Origin of the sequence: Methylobacterium planeticum, from assembly GCF_008806345.1 — a bacterium.
GTDB lineage: Bacteria > Pseudomonadota > Alphaproteobacteria > Rhizobiales > Beijerinckiaceae > Methylobacterium > Methylobacterium planeticum.
The window spans coordinates 25295-42990 of the sequence record NZ_VZZJ01000015.1 but is presented as its reverse complement, the minus strand read 5'-3'; the positions used below and the strand labels follow the sequence as shown (position 1 = coordinate 42990).

Below are 17696 nucleotides of genomic sequence, written 5' to 3'. Positions count from 1 at the left end.
AGTCAAGACACGTTTCCATGATTGAAAAAATGGGGGACGGACCATGAAAGCGGGGTGGATCGCGTTGGCGGCGCTGGGCTTCGGCGCGGCGGGGGCGTGGGGCGCGGAGGACCCCCGGATCTCGGGGATCCGGGCGCAGGGCGCCTCCGAGACGGCGGGGGGCATCGCGGTGCCGGCGATGGTGGCGCGCCCCGGCGCGCGGCTTGCCGGCTCCGCCCCGCCGCCCGCTGACGGTCAGGGCTTCTCGGGGCAAGGGTTCTCGGGGCAAGGGTTCTCGGGGCAAGGGTTCTCGGGACAAGGCTTCTCGGGTGCCGATTCGGCGGCCGAGGCGGCCGACACCCTGGGCCAGAGCGCCACGCCCGCGACCCTGCCGCCCGGCACCCTCGACCTCGGCACCGGGATCAGCCTGCTCCTCAACTACACCGGCCAGGGCGCCATCAACCCGGTCGGCGGCATCCGGCAGGGCTCGGCCTGGGCGGGCCAGGTCTTCTTCGGCCTCGACGCGGACCTGAAGCGGCTCGCCGGGATCGACGGCGCCTCGCTCCACATCGCGCTCACGAACCGGCACGGGCGCAGCCTGTCCAACGACTTCATCGGGAACAACACCTCGGTGCAGGAGATCTTCGGCGGCGGCCAGACCACCCGGCTGACCCTGTTCAGCTACCAGCAGAAGCTGTTCGACGAGCGGCTCGACATCGAGGTCGGCCGGCTGGTGGCCAACATCGCCTTCCTGAACTCGCCGATCTACTGCAACTTCCAGACGAATTCCGCCTGCGGAAACCCGACCTTCGTCTTCAAGACCTCGAACTTCACCTTCTGGCCGGTCTCGAGCTGGGGCGGCCACGCCAAGGCCTGGCTCACCGACACGGTGTTCGTCCATGTCGGCGCCTACGAGGTGAACCCGCTGCACCAGCAGCCCGGCGACAACGGCTTCGATGTCTCGACGAAGGGGGCCACCGGCGCGATCGTGCCGTTCGAGCTCGGCTACTCCACCACCTTCGCCAATGACGGGCTGCCGCGCAATTACGGGATCGGCGGCTGGTACGACGCCTCCGACTACACCGACCCCGTGCGCGACATCACCGGCCGCGCCGCGGTGCTGACGGGCCTCAACGGCCTCACCCGGTTCGGACGCTCCGGCGTCTATGCCCGCTTCGACCAGATGGTCTGGCGCCCCGACCCGAGCGCCCCCCAGGGCCTGACGCTGTTCGGCGTCGCCATGGCGGGCATCTCGGGCCGCCTCACCGAGGATTACTTCCTGGAGATCGGCGCGCTGCAGACCGGCACCTTCGCGGGCCGCCCCTACGACACGGTCGGCTTCGTCATCAACACGCAGACGTTCAGCCCGCTGGCGCTGAGCAGCATCACCCTGGCGCAGGCCTCCCTCGGCATCAACCGGCCGATCCCGACCCGGCAGGTGATGATGGAGCTGAACTACGGCATCCAGGTCGCCCCGGCGATCCGCCTGACGCCGAACCTGCAATACATCCTCAACCCCGACCAGACCCGCTTCCCCTACCGCCCCCGCAACATCCCGGACGCCGTCGTGGTCGGCGCCAAGCTCTCGGTCGACCTGTTCACCCTGGCGGGACTGGCCGGAGGCCCGGGGAGCCGGTGAGGGAGCTCGTCGCGCCCCCGCCCCGGTTCCGACGCGCGCGGGCGCCATGCCCAGTTCGCCGGCCAGCACTCCGGAACCCCGTGGCGCGGAGGGCGGCCCGCCCCCCTCTCCCGTCCGGGAGAGGGGGCGCGTCGGGCCACCCGCGCCCACCTCGGGACCACGACTCACTCCGGACGGCGGCCCGCCCCACCTCTCCCGTCCGGGAGAGGTCGAGTCGGCGACAGCCGACCGGGTGAGGGGTGCGACCTCTCCGGAAAGGTCGCACCCCTCACCCCAACCCTCTCCCGGACGGGAGAGGGGGCGCGTCGCGGCACCCGCGCCCACCTCGGGACAACGACTCCGTCCGGATGGCGGCTCGCCCCACCTCGCCCGTCCGGGAGAGGGTGCGCCTCAGGCCCGCCGCTCGACGAAGGCGCGGATCAGGATGTGGGCGATGGCCATGGCGGGGGGGACGCCGTAGCCCTCGGGGTGGGTGCCGGCCAGCATGGCGGCGGCGGCGTCGCGGTGGAACCAGCGGGCGTCCGCGAGCTCGGCGGGGTCGATGGTGATGGCCTCGCTCTCGGCCTCGGCGATGCAGCCGATCATCAGCGAGGACGGGAACGGCCAGGGCTGCGAGGCGTGGTAGGCCACCGCGCCGATCCGGATCGCCGTCTCCTCGAAGGTCTCCCGGCGCACCGCCGCCTCGATGGTCTCGCCGGGCTCGAGGAAGCCCGCGAGGCAGGAATACATCCCCTCCTTGAAGCGGGGCGAGCGGCCGAGCAGGCAGGCGTCGCCCCGGCGGATCAGCATGATCACCACCGGGTCGGTACGGGGGAAGTGGTGCGCCTCGCAGGTCGGGCACTCGCGCCGGAAGCCGCCGGCCCGCAGGAGCGTGGCGGTGCCGCAATTGGCGCAGAAGCCGTGGCGGGCGTGCCAGGCGAGGAGCGACTTCGCGGTGGCGAGGAGCCCGAGCTCGTGCGCCGCCACGGCGTCCTCGGCCGCGATCGAGCGCAGGTCGAGGGTGCGGAAGGCGCGATCCGCCTCGAAGCCGTCGGCGGCCTCGGGGGGGATCGCGGCGGCGAAGACCGGGTCCCCGTCGAGGCGCCCGAGGAACAGCGTGAAGGCGCGCTCCGGCGCCCGCGCGGCCGTCTCCCCGTCGAGGAGGGAGCTGCCCGGGCGGGTGAGCACGACCCGGTCCCCCGCGAGCAGCACGAAGCGGGCGCCGGGCGCATCCAGGCCGGGAATCGCGGCCTCGTCCTGCTCGCCAAAGTGGCGCTGGAGCCGGCTCTGGGCGTAGCCGAGCCCGGCGAGGAAATCCTCCGCCATCGCCTCAGGCCGCCGCGAACAGGGCGGCGGCGCGCTCGACGAGCTGCGCGCGGGCGTGCGGCGGGTAGGGCCGGGCCGCGCCGTGGCCCCAGACCGGGCCGGGCCAGGCCGGATCGGAGCGGAAGCGCCCGACGACGTGGACGTGGAGCTGCGCCACCACGTTCCCGAGCGCCGCGACGTTGACCTTGTCGGGCCGCGACAGCGCCAGCATCACGCCCGCGGCAAGGCGGATCTCGCCCCAGAGGTCGGCCGCATCGGCCGCGCCGAGATCGGTGATCTCGCTGGCGCCCGGACGCCGCGGCACCAGGATCAGCCAGGGGAAGCGGGCATCGTCCATCAGGAGAACCTGCGAGAGGGCGAGATCGCCGACCGGCACGGTGTCGGCGGCGAGGCGCGGGTCGAGGGCGAACGCGGCGGGGGCGGGATCGGGCTGCATCGCGCCAGCATGTAGCGCGGTTCGGCGTTCCGAGGAGCCCGTCCCGGCCGAACCGTCCGGTGGGCCCGATCCTCAGAGGGTCGGCACCGCGCCCCGGCGGCCGACCACGACGAGGTCCGCCTCGAGGGCGCCCGCGGGGCCTGGATGGGCCCGGGCCACCACCTCGGCCCCCTCGACGAGGAGCGCCTTCTCTCCCGGCACCGCCTGGGTCAGGCGGGTGTCGGCCGGCACCGTGACGCGGCGCCCGCCGCCCTCGAACCGGAGGGAGACGGTGCGGGCGTCCCCGCCCGCGAGGCCGTCGACCCAGCCGGCGGTCAGGCTCTCGGACCCGGACGCGTCCCAGGGGCGGTGGCCGGCGAGGAAACCCCGCAGCGACGGGGCGTAGAGCGTCACCCCCCGGGCCGTCAGCCCGCCGCCGGCCGCCGGGACCGTGAGGGCGCTCAGGTAGCTCTCGGGCTTGATGTCGCGGACCTTGGCGTCGGTCACGGAGAGGAGCGTGGTGCCGCGCGAGAGCCGCATCGTCACGGGGGCGCCCCCGTGGGTGCGCAGGACCAGCTGGTCGTCGTCGCGGGTCACGATGGTGCCGCTGTAGCGGGTCGGGGCCGGCTCGGCCGCGGCATTCGCCACGAGGGCGGTCAGGGGGGAGAGGGCGGTCAGGAGGGCGAAGGCGGGGGCCGCCCGCCGGATGAGGGTGCCGAGGATCACGCGTGCAGGTCTCCGGGGGCGCTCCGCGGGCCGGCCGGGAAGCCAGCGCGGAGCCGGGCGTGCGGCAACCGGGCACGGGACGCCAAGGTTCCGCCCGGAGGGTCCGCCCGAGCGCACCACGCGCCGGCCGCCGACCCGGCCCCGAGGGGCGGCGCGATGCTGCCGTGCGGCCGCGTGCCGCGCCCGATGGCGGCGACCCGCCGGGTGATCGCGCCGGTGCCCGGGGGCGGCTCAATGCGCCATCAGCACCGGCAGGTCGGCATGGGCGAGGAGGTGGCTCGTCGGGCCGCCGAAGATCATCTGGCGCAGGCGGCTCTGGGTGTAGGCGCCCTTGATCAGGAGGTCGCAGCCGAAATCCTTGGCCTCGGACAGGAAGGTCTCCCCCGGCGTCCGCCGGCCGGCCGGCAGGGCTTTCCAGCTCGCCTCGACGCCCTCGCAGGCGAGCGAGCGGGCGAGGTCCTCGGCGCTCGGGCCCGGCACGGTGCCGCCCTCGACGCTGATCACCAGCACGCGCTGGGCCGCGCGCAGGAACGGCATCGAGAAGGCGACCGCCCGGGCGGTCTCGGTGGAGCCGTTCCAGGCGACGAGGATCGCCTCGCCGAGGCGCGCCGGCGGCGTCGGCGGCGCGAGCAGGATCGGGCGCCCGCCCTCGAACAGGGCTGTCTCGAAGGTGGTCATCCGGGGCGAGCCGTCGTCGGAGCCGGGGCGGCCGACCACCGTGGCGGAGAACAGCCGGGCATACTGGCCGAGGAAGGCGTCTCCCGCCGGCACGTCCTGGCGCCAGCGGTAGCGGGGGCCAGCGCCCGCCACGTTCTCGGGCAGGCAGACTCCGTCGCGGGCGTGGCGCGGGACGCCGGCGCCCTCCATGGCGGCGACGAAGCGGGTGCCCGCCTCCTCGGCCTCGACGCGGTCGGCCTCCTCGTCGCGCAGCCAGGTCATGCCCCCCACCATGTCGACGGGGACGTACTCGGCGAGCGCCGGGCGCAGGGAGACGCCCTCGATCAGGCTGCCGAAGCGGCGCGCCGTCAGCATCGCGGTCTCGAAGACGGAGGGGAGCGCGTCGTGGAGCGCGACCGGAACGAGCAGGGTCTTCATCGCCTCACCTCACCATCATTCTGCAGCCGCCCCGCAGGCCTTCCGAGAGGCTAGTGCCGTTTGGGCCGCCGGGGAACTCGCACCGGGCTCGCGCTCACACGGTTTTTCGCGCCGGCACGATCCCGCGGGGGGCGGGGTCGAGGAGGGCGCGGGCGCGGGCCGTCAGCGGGCGCTCGACGAGGCGGTGGACGAGGAGCGCCGCCGGCACCGTCAGGGCGAGCATCAGGGCGAGGCTGCCCCAGGGCCCGAGCCCGGGCGCGAGGCCGAGGCGCAGGATCGCCTCCCGCGCCCCGCGCAGCACGAAGGGATGGACGAGGTAGAGGGCGTAGGAGGCGTCCCCGACGGCGCCCGCCCAGAGCAGGGGCGCGGGGATCGGCGCGTCCACCCGGCGCGGCCGGCCGAGGGCCGCCGCGGCCACCAGGAGGGCGGCCGGCACCCCGTGGCCGAGGGGGCGCCCGAACCCCGTGGCGGCGCCGAGGAGCGGCTCCGCCAGGGCGAGGCCCGCCACCCCCGCGAGCGCCAGGCCGAGCCGGGCCGGGCCCGGGAGCCGCGCGCCCTCCGCGCGGGCGAGGCCGAGGGCAGCCCCGAGGGCGAATTCGAGGATGATCGGGTTCGTCCAGAAGGCGAGCGGCAGCGGCAGGCCGGGCGCGAGGGCGTTCACCAGGGTGAGCAGGCCGAGGGCGGCGAGGATCCAGGCCACCGCCCCGCGCCGGCGCCAGCCGAGGCCCAGGGCGAAGAGGGCGTAGAAGAACATCTCGCAATTGAGGGTCCAGCCGAGGGTGTAGAGGGGCTGGGGCGTCCCGTCCGGCCGCAGGGCCGGCCAGAACAGGAACGAGGCCGCGACGTAGCCGGGCTCGAGGAGGTCGGCGCCGCCGGCGCCGAGCATCCCCGGCGCCGCCAGGGCGAGCGCGAGATAGAGGGCGGTGACGAGCCAGTAGAGCGGCACCACCCGGGCGACCCGGTGGGCGAGGAAGTGCGCCCGCGCCCCCGGCTGCCCGTAGAGGGGCGCGGCGGCATGCACGATGATGAACCCCGAGATCACGAAGAACACGTCGACGCCCGCGGCCCAGGGCAGGAGCGCGCTCGGGGCGAAGGCCTGGCCGGTCCGGGCCGCGAGCAGGCCCGCCTCGTGCTGGGCGTGGTGGGTCGCCACCAGCAGGGCGGCGCCACCCCGCAGGATCTGGACGAGGATGAGCTTCACGCCGACGGTCCCGCAACCGCGACGCGCGGACCGCGAGGCACCAGCGGCGCGCGTGATAAGGTCAAGCCTGCGCTCAAACCGGTCAAGTCCAAGGAAATAAGCCCCAAATTCTCTAGGAACAAAGCCCGGCTCGCCCCGTTGACGGCCAGAAGTGCTTTCCGCGGCACCGACTGATCATGACCTGATTGATCATGCGTCGTCCGGGCCGGAACAGTACCCCGACAACCATTCATCGAGGTTCGATATGTTCAAGAAATACGTTGCCATGTCCGCACTCCTGGCCGCCGTCTCGACCCCGGCGATGGCCCAGGGCACGGGTGATTTCCGCCTCCAGGCGATGCAGGCCAACGCCTTCGAGATCCAGTCGAGCCAGATCGCGCTGTCGAAGTCGCGCAACCCGGCCGTGCGCAACTTCGCCCAGCACGCGATCCGTGACCACCGCGCCGCCAACGTCGCCCTCGCGGGCGGCGAGCGGAACTACGTGGCAGCCCGCGGCGGCCCGGTCGACGGCCTGATCGGCGCGCCCCTCGCGGTGGCGGGCGGCGCGGTCGGCGCGGCCACGGGCGCGGCGGCCGGCGTCGTCGGCGGCACCCTCTCGGGCGGTCCGGTCGGCGGTCTCGAGGGCCTCGGCTCGGGCGCGCAGCGCGGCGCGGCGGTCGGTGCCGGCTACGCCACGGGCGACGTCGACACCACGGCGGGCACCACCATCGTGCCGCCAAACCCGGAGCAGCAGGCGATGCTCGCCGAGCTGTCCCAGACCCCGCCCGGCGCCCGCTTCGACCGCCTCTACGGTCAGCAGCAGCTGGCGGCCCACCAGATGACGATCGGCATGACGCAGGCCTACGCCTCGTCGGGCCCGAATCCGGCCCTGCGCAACTACGCCCAGCAGGCCCTGCCGGTGCTCCAGGAGCACTACGCGATGGCTCAGCGCCTGCCCGGCGCCCGCTGAGCGGACCGGCGCGATCCCGGGCCGCCGGAGGATCCCCTCCGGCGAGCCCCGACCGGACACGGCGGGCCCCAGGCCCGCCGTTTTCGTGCGCGGGCGGCGTCAGGTGCAGCGGATCAGCGTGGCCGGGCTGAGGCGCTGGCCGGCGGCATCGGTGATCGGGGCGAAATCGCCGGTCTCGGCGTTGCGCACCAGGAGGTCGCCCGAGGCGACGCCGAAATGGGCGCCGTGCAGGTGCAGCGTGCCGGCCTCGACCCGCTCGCGGATGAACGGGAAGGTCATCAGGTTCTCGATGCTCTGGCTCACCATCGCGTGCTCCATGCGGGTGAGGTAGTCGGGGGCCGAGGAATCCCCCGCCTTCTCCTCGGCGGGCTTCACCAGCGAGACCCACTTGCCGATGAAGTTGCCCGGGGAGAGGGGCTTGGCCTTGTCGGCGTAGGCCTTGATGCCGCCGCAGGTGGCGTGACCGAGCACCACGATGTGCGTCACCGCGAGGGCCTGCACGGCGAACTCGATCGCCGCCGAGGTGCCGTGGTACTCGCCGCCGGTCTCGCAGGGCGGCACGATGTTGGCGACGTTGCGGATCACGAACAACTCGCCGGGCCCGACATCGAAGATCACCTCGGGGGAGACCCGGCTGTCGCAGCAGCCGATCACCAGCACGTCTGGGTCCTGGGTCCTGGCGAGCTGGGCGTAGCGCCGGCTCTCGCTCGGGAAGCGGTTCTCCAGAAAGGCGCGGTAGCCTTCGGTCAGCTTGTCAGGAAACATGTCGGTTCACCTCCGGCGGCCGGGTCACGGGTCAACGTCGCCAACTCCCATGTCCCGGAGCGGTGCCCGACTCAAGCGTCGCGCCACGACAACGTGACCGGCGCCGGCGGGATATCCCCGGCGACGAGGCGCGCCGCGAGCCCGGCGAGGCCCGCCGGCTCGATGCGCTCCCGGCTCTCCGCCAGCTCGGCGAGGGTCCACCAGCGGGTGCCCAGCACCGGGTTGTCCTCGGTCTCGGCAAGGCGGCTCGTGTCGATGCGGTCGTCGGGCAGCCGCACCAGGAAGTAGCGCTCCCGCGCGTCCCGCGCGGTCGTGAACAGGTGGAAGGGCCCGTCGCAGGTCGCGACCTCGGGGCCAATCTCGGCCCCGTCCACGCCGATCTCCTCCGACAGCTCGCGCCGGCAGCCCTCGACATGGCTCTCCCCGGCCTCCAGCCCGCCGCCGGGCATGAACCAGAAGGTCCGGTCGCCGGGCTTGTCCGGATCGATCGGGCGCACCGACTCGTAGGCGATGAGCAGGAGCCGGTCGGCCGGATCGAAGACCAGGGCGCGGGCGATGTGGCGGACGGGAAGTTCGCTGGGGGCCATGTCGTCTCCGCTCGGGTCGCTGACGCGGCAGACCTATCACGCGCGGGCGGCCGGTGCCCAGATCACCACCGGCAGGCCGTGGGCGTCCCGCTCCGGCGGGTCGGGCAGGGGGACGGCCCGGCCGAGCAGGATGTCGCGGGCGACGACGAGGCCCGCGAGCGCGTCGAGGTGGTCGTCGGCCCCCGCGCCCCGGGGGCGGGCCAGGACCAGGGCCTCCGGGAGCCCGGCGGCGCGCAGGAGCCGCCCGCGCGCGGCGAGGCCCTGCGCGCGCTCCGGCCCCTTCTTGCGGGGGAGGGCCGCGCCGGCGTTGAGGCACCGGAAGGCGATCTCGGGATGGACCTCGTGCAGGCGCGACCGGAGCTCGGGCCGGCCGCGCAGCAGCCCGTCGACCGCCCGCACGGAGGCCAGGATGTTCCAGCACTGGATCGAGGGCGCGAAGGGCGGATCGCTGTGGGCCCGCGACAATCCCTTGGCGGCCTCGTAGGTCTCGGCATAGACCGCCGCGCGCGGGGGCACCGGGAAGACGCTGGCGCGGCCGGACGCCCCCAGGACCGCCCGGGCCGCCCGGTCGGCGCCGCGCCCGCCCCCGATCACCCGGTCCGGCAGGCCGATCGGCACGTCGATGCCGACACTGAGCGGCGCCTCGGGCCCGTCCAGGCATGCCGCCACGCTGGCGAACAGGCCGGTGCGGAAGCGGCCCGGATCGTCGAGGTCGAGGAGGGCCCCGGCCCAGGCGCCCCGGCACCCGTCGAGCCCGGCGATCCAGCGCGCCATCCCGTCTCCCCCGATCCCCGATCCGAGTCGTGATCCGAGTCGTGATCCGAGTCTCGATCCGAGTCTCGATCCTTGTCTCGGGGTAGCCGGGACGGTATCGGCGTCTGCGTCGCCCGCAAATGCGGCGCCCGGACAGAGCGGCTCGCCGGATCTTCCGGCATCCGGGACGTGCGGGCGCCCGGGCAGCCGGGCACGAGGAGGGGTCTTCCCACATGACCGAGATTCGTCCCCGTCGCAGCGTCCTCTCGATGCCGGGCTCGAACCCGCGCGCGCTCGAGAAGGCCCAGGGCCTGCCCACCGACGTCGTGATGATCGACCTCGAGGACGCGGTGGCGCCCGAGGCCAAGGAGACGGCCCGCGCGGGCGTCGTCGCCGCCGTGCGCGGCGGCGTCTTCGGGCGGCGCGAGGTCGTGGTGCGGGTCAACCCCCTCGACACCCCCTGGGGCGAGGCGGACCTCGCCGCCATCGCGCCGGCCGGGCCCGACGCGATCCTGGTGCCGAAGGTCAACGGGCCGGATGCCCTGGTGGCGGTGGGCTCGCGCCTGCGCCGGCTCGGCGCCCCGGCCCGCACCCGCGTCTGGGCGATGATCGAGAGCCCCCTCGCCATCCTGGAAATCGGCGCGATCGCGAGCGCGGCGCGGGACGTCGACACCCGCCTCGCCGGCCTCGTCCTCGGGCCGAACGACCTCGCCAAGGCGAGCCGCGTGCGCCTCGGCGTGCCGGGCCGCCCGGCCTTGATGCCCTGGCTGATGAGCGCGGTCGCCGCCGCCCGCGCATACGAGATCGACATCATCGACGGCATCTACAACGCCTTCCACGACGCCGAGGGCTTCCGGGCCGAGTGCGAGCAGGGGCGCGATTGCGGCTTCGACGGCAAGATGCTGGTCCATCCGAGCCAGATCGAGGCGGCGAACGCGGCGTTCGGCCCGACCGAGGCGGAGGTCGCGGAGGCCCGCGACCTCCTGGCCGCCTTCGCGGCGCCGGAGAACCAGGGGCGCGGCGCGATCGGCTTCCGGGGCCGCATGGTCGAGCGGCTGCATGCCGAGGAGGCGCGCCGCCTCCTCGGCATGGCGGACGCCATCGCCGCGCGCCACCCGTGAGCGAGCCGCCCCTCGACGTTGCGATCCGCCTCCTCGACGGCCGGCTCCCGGGCTGGGGCTTCCCGCGCTGGGGCTCGGACGCCGCCGCCGGGCTCGACCTGCACGCCTGCCTCGACGCGCCGCTGGAGCTGGCGCCGCAGGGCCCCCCCGCCCTGATCCCCGCCGGGATCGCCGTGATGATCGGCGATCCGGCCTGGTGCGGCCTCGTCTTCCCCCGCTCCGGCCTCGGCCACCGGGAGGGGCTGGTGCTCGGCAACGGCACCGGCGTGATCGATGCCGATTACGAGGGCCCGCTCCTGGTCTCGGCCTGGAACCGCAACCCGGCCCCCGGCCCCGCCATCGCCATCGCCCCCGGGGACCGCATCGCCCAGCTCGTCTTCACCCGGGTGACCCGGCCGCGCCTGCGCATCGTCGCGGACGCGGAGCCGCGGCCCGGCCGGGAGGGGGATCGCCGGCGCGGCAGCGGCGGCTTCGGGTCGAGCGGGCGCCGGTGAGGGCGGATGCGGGCCGGCGCGCATTCCGCGTCCGAACAGCGTAGCATCGCGCCCATGCGCCCCGATCCCGCGTCCCCGCCGCCCGCGCCGGCGATCCCCCTCCCGGCCGGGCGGCTGCGCCTCGCGGCGGCGGCGGTGGTGGACATCGCGCTCCACGCCCGGCCGCAGCCCGTGAACGCCCGGATGCTCGCCGCCCGCCACGGCCTGCCGCCGCGCCATCTCGAGACGGTGCTGCAGGCCCTCGTCCGCCACGGGCTGCTGAAGGGCGTGCGCGGCCCGCGCGGCGGCTACGAGCTCGCCCGCGAGCGCCGCCGCATCAGCCTCGGGGACATCGCCCGCGCGGCGGCCGGCGGCGAGGAGGCCGGCGAGGGCGCGCCCTCGGCCCTGATCGCCGCCCTCGTGGAGCCGACGATCCAGGCGGCCCACGCGGCCTTCCTCGCCACCCTCGACGCCGTCAGCGTCGAGGACCTGTGCCGCCGGGCCGAGGGCCTGCAGGCGGTCCGGCCCGAGCCGCTGCCGCCGCAATTCGACATCTGAGCCCGGATGATTCGCCGGGAGCCGACGTGCCGGCCGGGCGCGGTCTGGCCAATATCGCTCAGCTCCGGCGCAAACTCCGCAAATTTCGCTCCGCACGGCGCGAATCCGAGCCCGGCCGGACTTGCGGCATTTCAAGCTCGCTTAACGCCTGAGCCGCATAGTTCACCCTGAAGCAAAAAGTTGGATCGCATGGGCGCAGATCGTGAATCCACCGAGCGTGCGACCCCCGGGCAGACCGCCGGGTCCTGCGCGCCGGAGCCGGAGCCGGTCCTGATCGCGGTCGTCGCCGCCTCCGCGTCCGAGCCGCTGCTCCCGTCTCTGCGGGCCCTCGGCCGGGACCCGGAGGCGCAGGGCGGGGCGCAGACCGGGATCCCGGTCCGGATCGAGATCCAGATGTTCGGCCCCGAGGAGATCGGCGAGCTCGCGGGCTGGCCGGTCGGCCTGATGGTCGTCGACGGGGACAGCCTCGGCGGCCCCGAGATCGTCCTGAGCCTGCGCGCGCTCAAGGACCATGCCCGCACGCCGATCCTCCTCGTGGCCTCGGGCGAGGCCGGCGCAGTCCGCCGCGCGGCCTGCGCCCTCGGGGCGACGGAGGTCCTGATCCGGCCCCTCGACCCCGTCGAGCTTCAGATGCGGGCCGGCGCCCTGATCGCGCTGTCGCAGGCCCGGCACGAGGCCGAGCGCGTCACCCGGGCCATGACGCGGCACGTCGCCGAGGTGGTGGCGGAATCCGAGGCGCGCGAGCGCGAGATCATCCAGCGCCTGATGCTCGCGGCCGAGTTCCGCGACGACGACGCGGGCGACCACCTCACCCGGGTGGCCGGCTGCGCCATCGCGATCGCGGAGGGCCTCGGCCTCTCCGAGCGCGAGGCCAACGACATCGCCCTGGCCTCGACCATGCACGACATCGGCAAGATCGGCATCCCCGACAGCATCCTGCTCAAGGCCGGCCCCCTGAGCGCGGAGGAGCGCAAGGAGATGCAGCGCCACGCCGAGCGCGGCCACCGGATGCTGCAGGACAGCCCCTCGCGCCTGCTCCAACTCGCCTCCGAGATCGCCCTGACCCACCACGAGCGCTGGGACGGCAAGGGCTACCCGCAGGGGCTCGCCGGCACGGCGATCCCGCTCCCGGGGCGCATCATCGCGGTGGCGGACGTGTTCGACGCGCTGATCTCGGAGCGGGTCTACAAGGCGGCCTGGCCGCTGGAGAAGGCCCGCGGCTACCTCGTGGAGCACCGCGGCAGCCATTTCGACCCGTCCTGCGTCGACGCCTTTCTGTCCCGCTGGCAGGACATCCTCGATCTCGTCCAGGACCGGCCGACCTCCTCGCGCGCGGCCTGACCGGCGGGCGGTCTGACCGGCGGGCGGCCCGACCGGCGGGGCGCCTCACTCGGCGGCCTGCGCCGCCCCGGCCCCCGCGTCGCGGGCCCCGGCCTCCTCCGCCCCGACGAGGCCGAACGCGGCGAGGCAGCCCTTCAGGCGGATCGCCGCGTTGATCAGCGCCATGTGGGTGAAGCCCTGGGGCGTGTTGCCGAGCTGCTCGCCCGTGGACGGGTCGATCTCCTCGGCGAAGAGCCCGACATCGTTGCCCCGCGCGAGCAGGCGCTCGAAGATCGCCGTCGCCTCGCCGGTATGGCCCGCGAGCGCGAGGCAGCCGACCCGCCAGAAGGCGCAGGCCGTGAAGGTGCCCTCCCGGCCCTCGAGCCCGTCCGGCATCCGGTAGCGGTGAATCAGGTCGCCCGCGCCGAGCTCCCGCTCGATGGCGCGCACGGTCGAGAGCATGCGGGGATCGCGCGGGTCGATCGCCCCGAACAGCGCCACCCGCATCACCGCCGCGTCGAGGTCGTCGCTCTCGTAGCTGCCCACATAGGCCTGCTTCCCGGGGTTCCAGGCGCGGGCGAGGTAGTCGGCGCGGATCTCGGCGGCGGCCGTCTCCCACTCGGCGATCCGCCCCGGGGGCACGCCCTCGATCTTGCGGGCGATGCGCACGGCGTTGTCGAGGGCGACCCAGATCATCGCCTTGGTGTGGACCTGGTGGCGCGGCTCGGTGCGCAGCTCCCAGATGCCCTGGTCCGGCACGTCGCGGCAGGCGAGGGCCCGGGCGGTGAGGTTCTCCAGGACCTCGGGCAGGCGGTCGTTGACCTTCTCGGGCGGGTCGTAATCCACCGCCTCGAGGAAGCCGCACAGGGCCCGCATCAGCTCGCCGTAGATGTCGTGCTGGTCCTGGTCCGCGGCGGCGTTGCCGATCAGCACCGGCCCGGTGCCGCGCCACCCCGCCAGGTGGGTCAGCGCCTCCTCGGGGAGCATGTCGCCGGCGATGCCGTAGAGCAGGCGCGTGTCGCGGCCGAAGCTGCCATCCGCCTCGCGCAGGAAACGCAGGAACTCGGAGGCCTCGCGCACGTAGCCGAGCATCACGAAGGCCGTCACCGTGAAGCTCGCGTCGCGCATCCAGGTGAAGCGGTAATCGTAGTTGCGGTTGCCCGGCACCGCCTCGGGCAGGCCCGCGGTCGCGGCGGCCACGATCGCGCCGCTCGGCGCGTAGGTGAGGAGCTTGAGGCAGAGGGCCGAGCGCAGCACCGCCTCGCGGTAGGGGCCGTCATAGGTGCAGCGGGCGCTCCAGCGCTCCCAATAGGCCACCGTGCGCGCGAGGCAGTCCTGCCCGGCGGCGAAATCCTCGATCCCGGCCGATCGCCCGTCCTCCCCGTGGGTGAGGATCAGGTAGGCGGTCTCGCCCCGCCGCAGGGTGAAGGCCGTCTCGGCGGCGTCGCCCTCGATCCGGGGCGGGTGCGAGGCGCAGACCCGCAGGCGCTGGTCGCCGGCCTCGAACAGCACCGTGCCGGCCTGCAGCACCGGCGTGCAGGGGCGCCGCGCGTAATCGAAGGTCGGGCGCGTCCGGAACCGGCCCGTCACGGTGCCGGCCTCGCAGGTGACGAGGCGGATCAGGCGGCTGTCGCCCTCGCTGTCCGGTCCCTCCTCGGGCTCGGCGGCGGGCGGGTTCACCGGCATCGCGTCGCTGAGGCGGGCGCGGCCGGTGCGGGTGGTGAAGGTCGTCTCGAGCACGTTGGTGCCCGGCAGGTAGCGGCGCTCCGTGCCGGTCAGGCCCTCCCAGTCGAGGCTGCAGGCGCCCCCCCGGGCCTCGTCGAGGAGGCGCAGGAACAGGGCCGGCGAATCGTGCCGCGGCCAGCACAGCCAGTCGATCGAGCCATCGCGGGAGACCAGGGCGGTCGAGTGGGTGTCGCCGATGATGGCGTAGTCGCTGATGGGCTTGGACAAGGGGCTCTGGGACTCTGGGGCTCTGGGGCTCTGGGGGGATCCCCGCGAGATAGCGTCGCGGCGGGCCGGATCGATGCGTCCCGACAATCTGCCACACGGACCGGCCGGCCCGCGCTCCGCCCCATCGCGCGCCCCGCGCCGGGATCCCCCGCGCCGGGATCCCCCGCGCCGGGATCCCCCGCCCGAAGGCTCTCCTCAGACGTCGCCGACGACGCCCGCCGCGTCCTGCGCCTGGAGCACGTCGGGGCGGGGCATCGAGATGATGTTGTAGCCCGAATCGACGAAGTGGACCTCTCCGGTGACCCCGCCCGAGAGGTCGGAGAGGAGGTAGAGGGCCGAGCCGCCGACCTCCGCGAGGCTGACGGTGCGCCGCAGCGGCGCGTGGGCCTTCTGGTGGTTGAACATCAGGCGGGCATCCGCGATGCCGGCCCCCGCCAGCGTCCGCATCGGGCCCGCCGAGAGGGCGTTGACCCGGATGCCGTCGGGGCCGAGATCGGCCGCGAGATAGCGCACCGAGGCCTCGAGGGCGGCCTTGGCGACGCCCATGACGTTGTAGTTCGGCATCACCCGGGTCGAGCCGCCATAGGTCAGGGTCAGGAGCGAGCCGCCGCCCTTCATGCGCCTGGCGGCGCGCTGCGCGATCTCCGTGAAGGAGAAGCACGAGATCGCCAGGGTGCGGGAGAAGTTCTCGCGGGTGGTCACGTCGACGTAGCGGCCCTTGAGCTGCGCCTTGTCGGAGAAGCCGATGGCGTGGACCACGAAGTCGAGCTCGCCGCCGAAGCGCTCGTCGAGGCCCGCGAAGGCCGCGTCCACAGAGGCCAGATCCTCGACGTCGCAGGGCAGCACGATGTCCGAGCCGAGCCGGGCCGCGAGGGGGCCGACGCGCCGGCCCAGGGCCTCGCCCTGATAGGTGAAGGCGAGCCGCGCGCCGTGGTCGTGGAGGGTCTTGGCGATGCCCCAGGCGATCGAGTGATCGTTGGCCACCCCCATGATCAGGCCGCGCTTGCCCGTCATCAGTCCCGTCATGCGGCTCCGCCTCGATTGCTGCGCGACCCCGCGCCAGGGCGGGGTCGATTGGGGGGCTGAGCCTTAACGCGGAGGTTGCACGCATGTCCAATGCGGGCCGGGCCCCCAACGAAGAACCCCGCCCGGAGGCAGGGTTCGGGGTTATGGCGGGGGCTTGAGGGCGCGGCCGGGCTTGGGGGTGCGGCCGGGCTTGGAATCGCCTCAGAAGTACCCTTCGGTCTCCGACTTCGCGTCGTCGATCAGGACCTGCTTCGCGTAGATGCCGGCGATCCCCGCGAGGGTGAGGCCGCCGAGGGTCCCGAGGACGAGCCAGAGCATCTGCGCGATTTCCCGAATCTGTTACCGGAAAAACGCAGTCTCGATATTTCGGTTCCGCCCGACCCCGGGGCGGGGCCGGGCGAAACCGTTTCTTCAGGTCTCGTCCGGGCTCAGGCGTCGATGTGCTTCAGCACCAGGGTCGCGTTGGTGCCGCCGAAGCCGAAGGAATTCGACAGGACGTGGCCGAGCGGCACGTTGTCCCGGCGCTCGCGCAGGATCGGCATGTCGGTGAAGGCCGGGTCGAGCTCGTCGATATGGGCGCTCTCGCAGAGGAAGCCGTTCTGCATCATCAGGAGCGCGTAGATCGCCTCCTGCACGCCGGTGGCGCCGAGGGAGTGGCCGGTGAGCGACTTCGTGGCCGAGATCGGCGGGCAGGCCTCGCCCCGGCCGAAGACCTCGCGGATCGCCTCGATCTCCTTGTCGTCGCCGACCGGCGTCGAGGTGGCGTGCGGGTTGATGTAGTCGATGCGCGCGCCCTTCAGGCCCTCGATCGCCTGGCGCATGCAGCGCACCGCGCCCTCCCCCGAGGGGGCCACCATGTCGTGGCCGTCCGAGGTCGCGCCGTAGCCGGCGATCTCGCCGTAGATCCGGGCGCCGCGGGCCCGGGCATGCTCCAATTCCTCCAGCACCAGCACGCCGGCGCCCCCCGCGATGACGAAGCCGTCGCGGTTGGCGTCGTAGGCGCGGGAGGCCCGGGACGGGGTGTCGTTGTACTTCGACGACATGGCGCCCATGGCGTCGAACAGGACCGAGAGCGTCCAGTCGAGGTCCTCGCAGCCGCCCGCGAAGATGATGTCCTGGCGCCCGCCCTGGATCACCTCGGCGGCGTTGCCGATGCAGTGGTTCGAGGTCGCGCAGGCCGAGGAGATCGAGTAGTTGACGCCCTTGATCTTGAACCAGGTCGCCAGGGTGGCGGAGGCCGTCGAGGACATCGCCTTCGGCACCGCGAAGGGGCCGACGCGCTTGGGGCCCTTCTCGCGGGCGATGGCGGCGGATTCGACGATGACCCGGGTCGAGGGGCCGCCCGAGCCCATGATGATGCCGGTGCGGTCGTTGGAGACGTCCCCCGCCTCGAGGCCCGCATCCTGGATCGCCTGATCCATCGCCACGTGGTTCCAGGCGGTGCCGCCGCCGTGGAAGCGCATGGCGCGCCGGTCGACCACGCCCTCCGGATCGAGGGTCGGCGCGCCCTCGACCTGGCTGCGGAAGCCGTGCTCGGCGTAGGAGGCCGAGCGGACGATGCCGGACCTCGCCTCGCGCAGCGAGGCCAGGACCTCCTGGGTGTTGTTGCCGATGGATGAGACGATGCCCATCCCGGTGATCACGACACGGCGCATGAAAACCTGTCTTCTCCGCCGCGACGCTTGCCCGCGCGTCGCGCTCCGGTCACGTAGGACGGCGCGGGCCTAATCTCAACCGGCGCCCGGGCAGGGGTCCCGTGCCCGCAGGGCGGGCGTTCGGCCCCGCACGATCTCGGGAGGCCAATCCGGGGCGGGCCGATCCTCATCGAGGC

Annotated in this window: 17 protein-coding genes; 6 read left to right on the top strand and 11 right to left on the bottom strand. The window is 73.9% G+C overall.

Features of this window, described 5'->3' with window-relative positions:
* Positions 1–43 precede the first annotated feature (43 nt).
* Entirely contained in the window at positions 44–1618 is a 1575-nt protein-coding gene (locus F6X51_RS17005) for a carbohydrate porin (RefSeq protein WP_246696853.1), read from the top strand.
* A gap of 390 nt (positions 1619–2008) precedes the next feature.
* On the opposite strand, the gene nudC is transcribed toward F6X51_RS17005, so the two are convergent.
* The 5 genes from nudC to F6X51_RS16980 all read right to left on the bottom strand — a co-directional run bounded on the left by nudC (position 2009) and on the right by F6X51_RS16980 (position 6360).
* A complete protein-coding gene (gene nudC, locus F6X51_RS17000) occupies positions 2009–2923 on the bottom strand; it encodes an NAD(+) diphosphatase (RefSeq protein ID WP_150964871.1) in 915 nt (304 codons plus the stop codon).
* A gap of 4 nt (positions 2924–2927) precedes the next feature.
* The gene (locus tag F6X51_RS16995) at positions 2928–3359 is read right to left on the bottom strand and encodes an HIT domain-containing protein (protein ID WP_150964870.1); all 432 of its coding nucleotides are present in this window, start codon (positions 3357–3359) and stop codon (positions 2928–2930) included.
* A 72-nt stretch (positions 3360–3431) separates the two neighbouring features.
* Positions 3432–4064: a hypothetical protein gene (locus F6X51_RS16990; RefSeq protein ID WP_150964869.1), complete on the bottom strand. Its 633-nt coding sequence runs from the start codon at positions 4062–4064 to the stop codon at positions 3432–3434.
* A 231-nt stretch (positions 4065–4295) separates the two neighbouring features.
* Positions 4296–5159 (bottom strand): universal stress protein, encoded by an 864-nt coding sequence (locus F6X51_RS16985; RefSeq protein ID WP_150964868.1) that lies wholly within the window; start codon positions 5157–5159, stop codon positions 4296–4298.
* A 94-nt stretch (positions 5160–5253) separates the two neighbouring features.
* Positions 5254–6360 (bottom strand): acyltransferase family protein, encoded by a 1107-nt coding sequence (locus tag F6X51_RS16980; protein ID WP_150964867.1) that lies wholly within the window; start codon positions 6358–6360, stop codon positions 5254–5256.
* A 244-nt stretch (positions 6361–6604) separates the two neighbouring features.
* Here F6X51_RS16980 and F6X51_RS16975 point away from each other — a divergent pair, with 244 nt between their 5' ends.
* The gene (locus F6X51_RS16975) at positions 6605–7309 is read left to right on the top strand and encodes a DUF4142 domain-containing protein (RefSeq protein ID WP_150964866.1); all 705 of its coding nucleotides are present in this window, start codon (positions 6605–6607) and stop codon (positions 7307–7309) included.
* A gap of 99 nt (positions 7310–7408) precedes the next feature.
* On the opposite strand, the gene F6X51_RS16970 is transcribed toward F6X51_RS16975, so the two are convergent.
* The 3 genes from F6X51_RS16970 to F6X51_RS16960 form a co-directional block, all read right to left on the bottom strand.
* Positions 7409–8074 carry a carbonic anhydrase gene (locus F6X51_RS16970; protein WP_150964865.1) on the bottom strand — a complete coding sequence of 222 codons (666 nt, stop codon included), beginning with the start codon at positions 8072–8074 and terminating at the stop codon, positions 7409–7411.
* 71 nt (positions 8075–8145) lie between these two features.
* Positions 8146–8661, bottom strand: coding sequence for an NUDIX hydrolase (locus F6X51_RS16965; protein ID WP_150964864.1), 516 nt, complete (start codon positions 8659–8661; stop codon positions 8146–8148).
* Positions 8662–8697: 36 nt separating this feature from the next.
* Positions 8698–9435: a DUF429 domain-containing protein gene (locus F6X51_RS16960; protein WP_150964863.1), complete on the bottom strand. Its 738-nt coding sequence runs from the start codon at positions 9433–9435 to the stop codon at positions 8698–8700.
* A 212-nt stretch (positions 9436–9647) separates the two neighbouring features.
* On the opposite strand from F6X51_RS16960, the gene F6X51_RS16955 reads away from it, so the two are divergent.
* The 4 genes from F6X51_RS16955 (at position 9648) to F6X51_RS16940 (ending at position 12907) form a co-directional block, all read left to right on the top strand.
* On the top strand, positions 9648–10535 hold the full coding sequence (locus F6X51_RS16955; RefSeq protein WP_150964862.1) for an HpcH/HpaI aldolase/citrate lyase family protein: 888 nt from the start codon (positions 9648–9650) through the stop codon (positions 10533–10535).
* Complete coding sequence (gene dut, locus F6X51_RS16950; RefSeq protein ID WP_150964861.1) at positions 10532–11029, top strand: dUTP diphosphatase; 498 nt, start codon at positions 10532–10534, stop codon at positions 11027–11029. Before F6X51_RS16955 ends, dut begins: the two co-directional genes overlap by 4 nt.
* 54 nt (positions 11030–11083) lie before the next feature.
* Entirely contained in the window at positions 11084–11566 is a 483-nt protein-coding gene (locus tag F6X51_RS16945) for an RrF2 family transcriptional regulator (RefSeq protein ID WP_150964860.1), read from the top strand.
* A 189-nt stretch (positions 11567–11755) separates the two neighbouring features.
* Complete coding sequence (locus tag F6X51_RS16940; RefSeq protein WP_150964859.1) at positions 11756–12907, top strand: HD-GYP domain-containing protein; 1152 nt, start codon at positions 11756–11758, stop codon at positions 12905–12907.
* A 45-nt stretch (positions 12908–12952) separates the two neighbouring features.
* Here the strand turns inward: F6X51_RS16940 and F6X51_RS16935 are convergent, their stop codons facing one another.
* The 3 genes from F6X51_RS16935 to fabB form a co-directional block, all read right to left on the bottom strand.
* Positions 12953–14839: a glycoside hydrolase family 15 protein gene (locus F6X51_RS16935; protein WP_150964858.1), complete on the bottom strand. Its 1887-nt coding sequence runs from the start codon at positions 14837–14839 to the stop codon at positions 12953–12955.
* Positions 14840–15034: 195 nt separating this feature from the next.
* On the bottom strand, positions 15035–15865 hold the full coding sequence (gene fabI / locus F6X51_RS16930; protein WP_150964857.1) for an enoyl-ACP reductase FabI: 831 nt from the start codon (positions 15863–15865) through the stop codon (positions 15035–15037).
* A gap of 428 nt (positions 15866–16293) precedes the next feature.
* On the bottom strand, positions 16294–17520 hold the full coding sequence (gene fabB / locus F6X51_RS16925; protein WP_150964856.1) for a beta-ketoacyl-ACP synthase I: 1227 nt from the start codon (positions 17518–17520) through the stop codon (positions 16294–16296).
* Positions 17521–17696: the final 176 nt, after the last annotated feature.

Bases quoted from the DNA above. Each gene is read 5' to 3' on its own strand.
- F6X51_RS17005 (WP_246696853.1), top strand. From the start codon at position 44: ATGAAAGCGGGGTGGATCGCGTTGGCGGCGCTGGGCTTCGGCGCGGCG.
- nudC (WP_150964871.1), bottom strand. From the start codon at position 2,923: ATGGCGGAGGATTTCCTCGCCGGGCTCGGCTACGCCCAGAGCCGGCTC.
- F6X51_RS16995 (WP_150964870.1), bottom strand. From the start codon at position 3,359: ATGCAGCCCGATCCCGCCCCCGCCGCGTTCGCCCTCGACCCGCGCCTC.
- F6X51_RS16985 (WP_150964868.1), bottom strand. From the start codon at position 5,159: ATGAAGACCCTGCTCGTTCCGGTCGCGCTCCACGACGCGCTCCCCTCC.
- F6X51_RS16975 (WP_150964866.1), top strand. From the start codon at position 6,605: ATGTTCAAGAAATACGTTGCCATGTCCGCACTCCTGGCCGCCGTCTCG.
- F6X51_RS16970 (WP_150964865.1), bottom strand. From the start codon at position 8,074: ATGTTTCCTGACAAGCTGACCGAAGGCTACCGCGCCTTTCTGGAGAAC.
- F6X51_RS16965 (WP_150964864.1), bottom strand. From the start codon at position 8,661: ATGGCCCCCAGCGAACTTCCCGTCCGCCACATCGCCCGCGCCCTGGTC.
- F6X51_RS16960 (WP_150964863.1), bottom strand. From the start codon at position 9,435: ATGGCGCGCTGGATCGCCGGGCTCGACGGGTGCCGGGGCGCCTGGGCC.
- F6X51_RS16955 (WP_150964862.1), top strand. From the start codon at position 9,648: ATGACCGAGATTCGTCCCCGTCGCAGCGTCCTCTCGATGCCGGGCTCG.
- F6X51_RS16945 (WP_150964860.1), top strand. From the start codon at position 11,084: ATGCGCCCCGATCCCGCGTCCCCGCCGCCCGCGCCGGCGATCCCCCTC.
- F6X51_RS16940 (WP_150964859.1), top strand. From the start codon at position 11,756: ATGGGCGCAGATCGTGAATCCACCGAGCGTGCGACCCCCGGGCAGACC.
- fabI (WP_150964857.1), bottom strand. From the start codon at position 15,865: ATGACGGGACTGATGACGGGCAAGCGCGGCCTGATCATGGGGGTGGCC.
- fabB (WP_150964856.1), bottom strand. From the start codon at position 17,520: ATGCGCCGTGTCGTGATCACCGGGATGGGCATCGTCTCATCCATCGGC.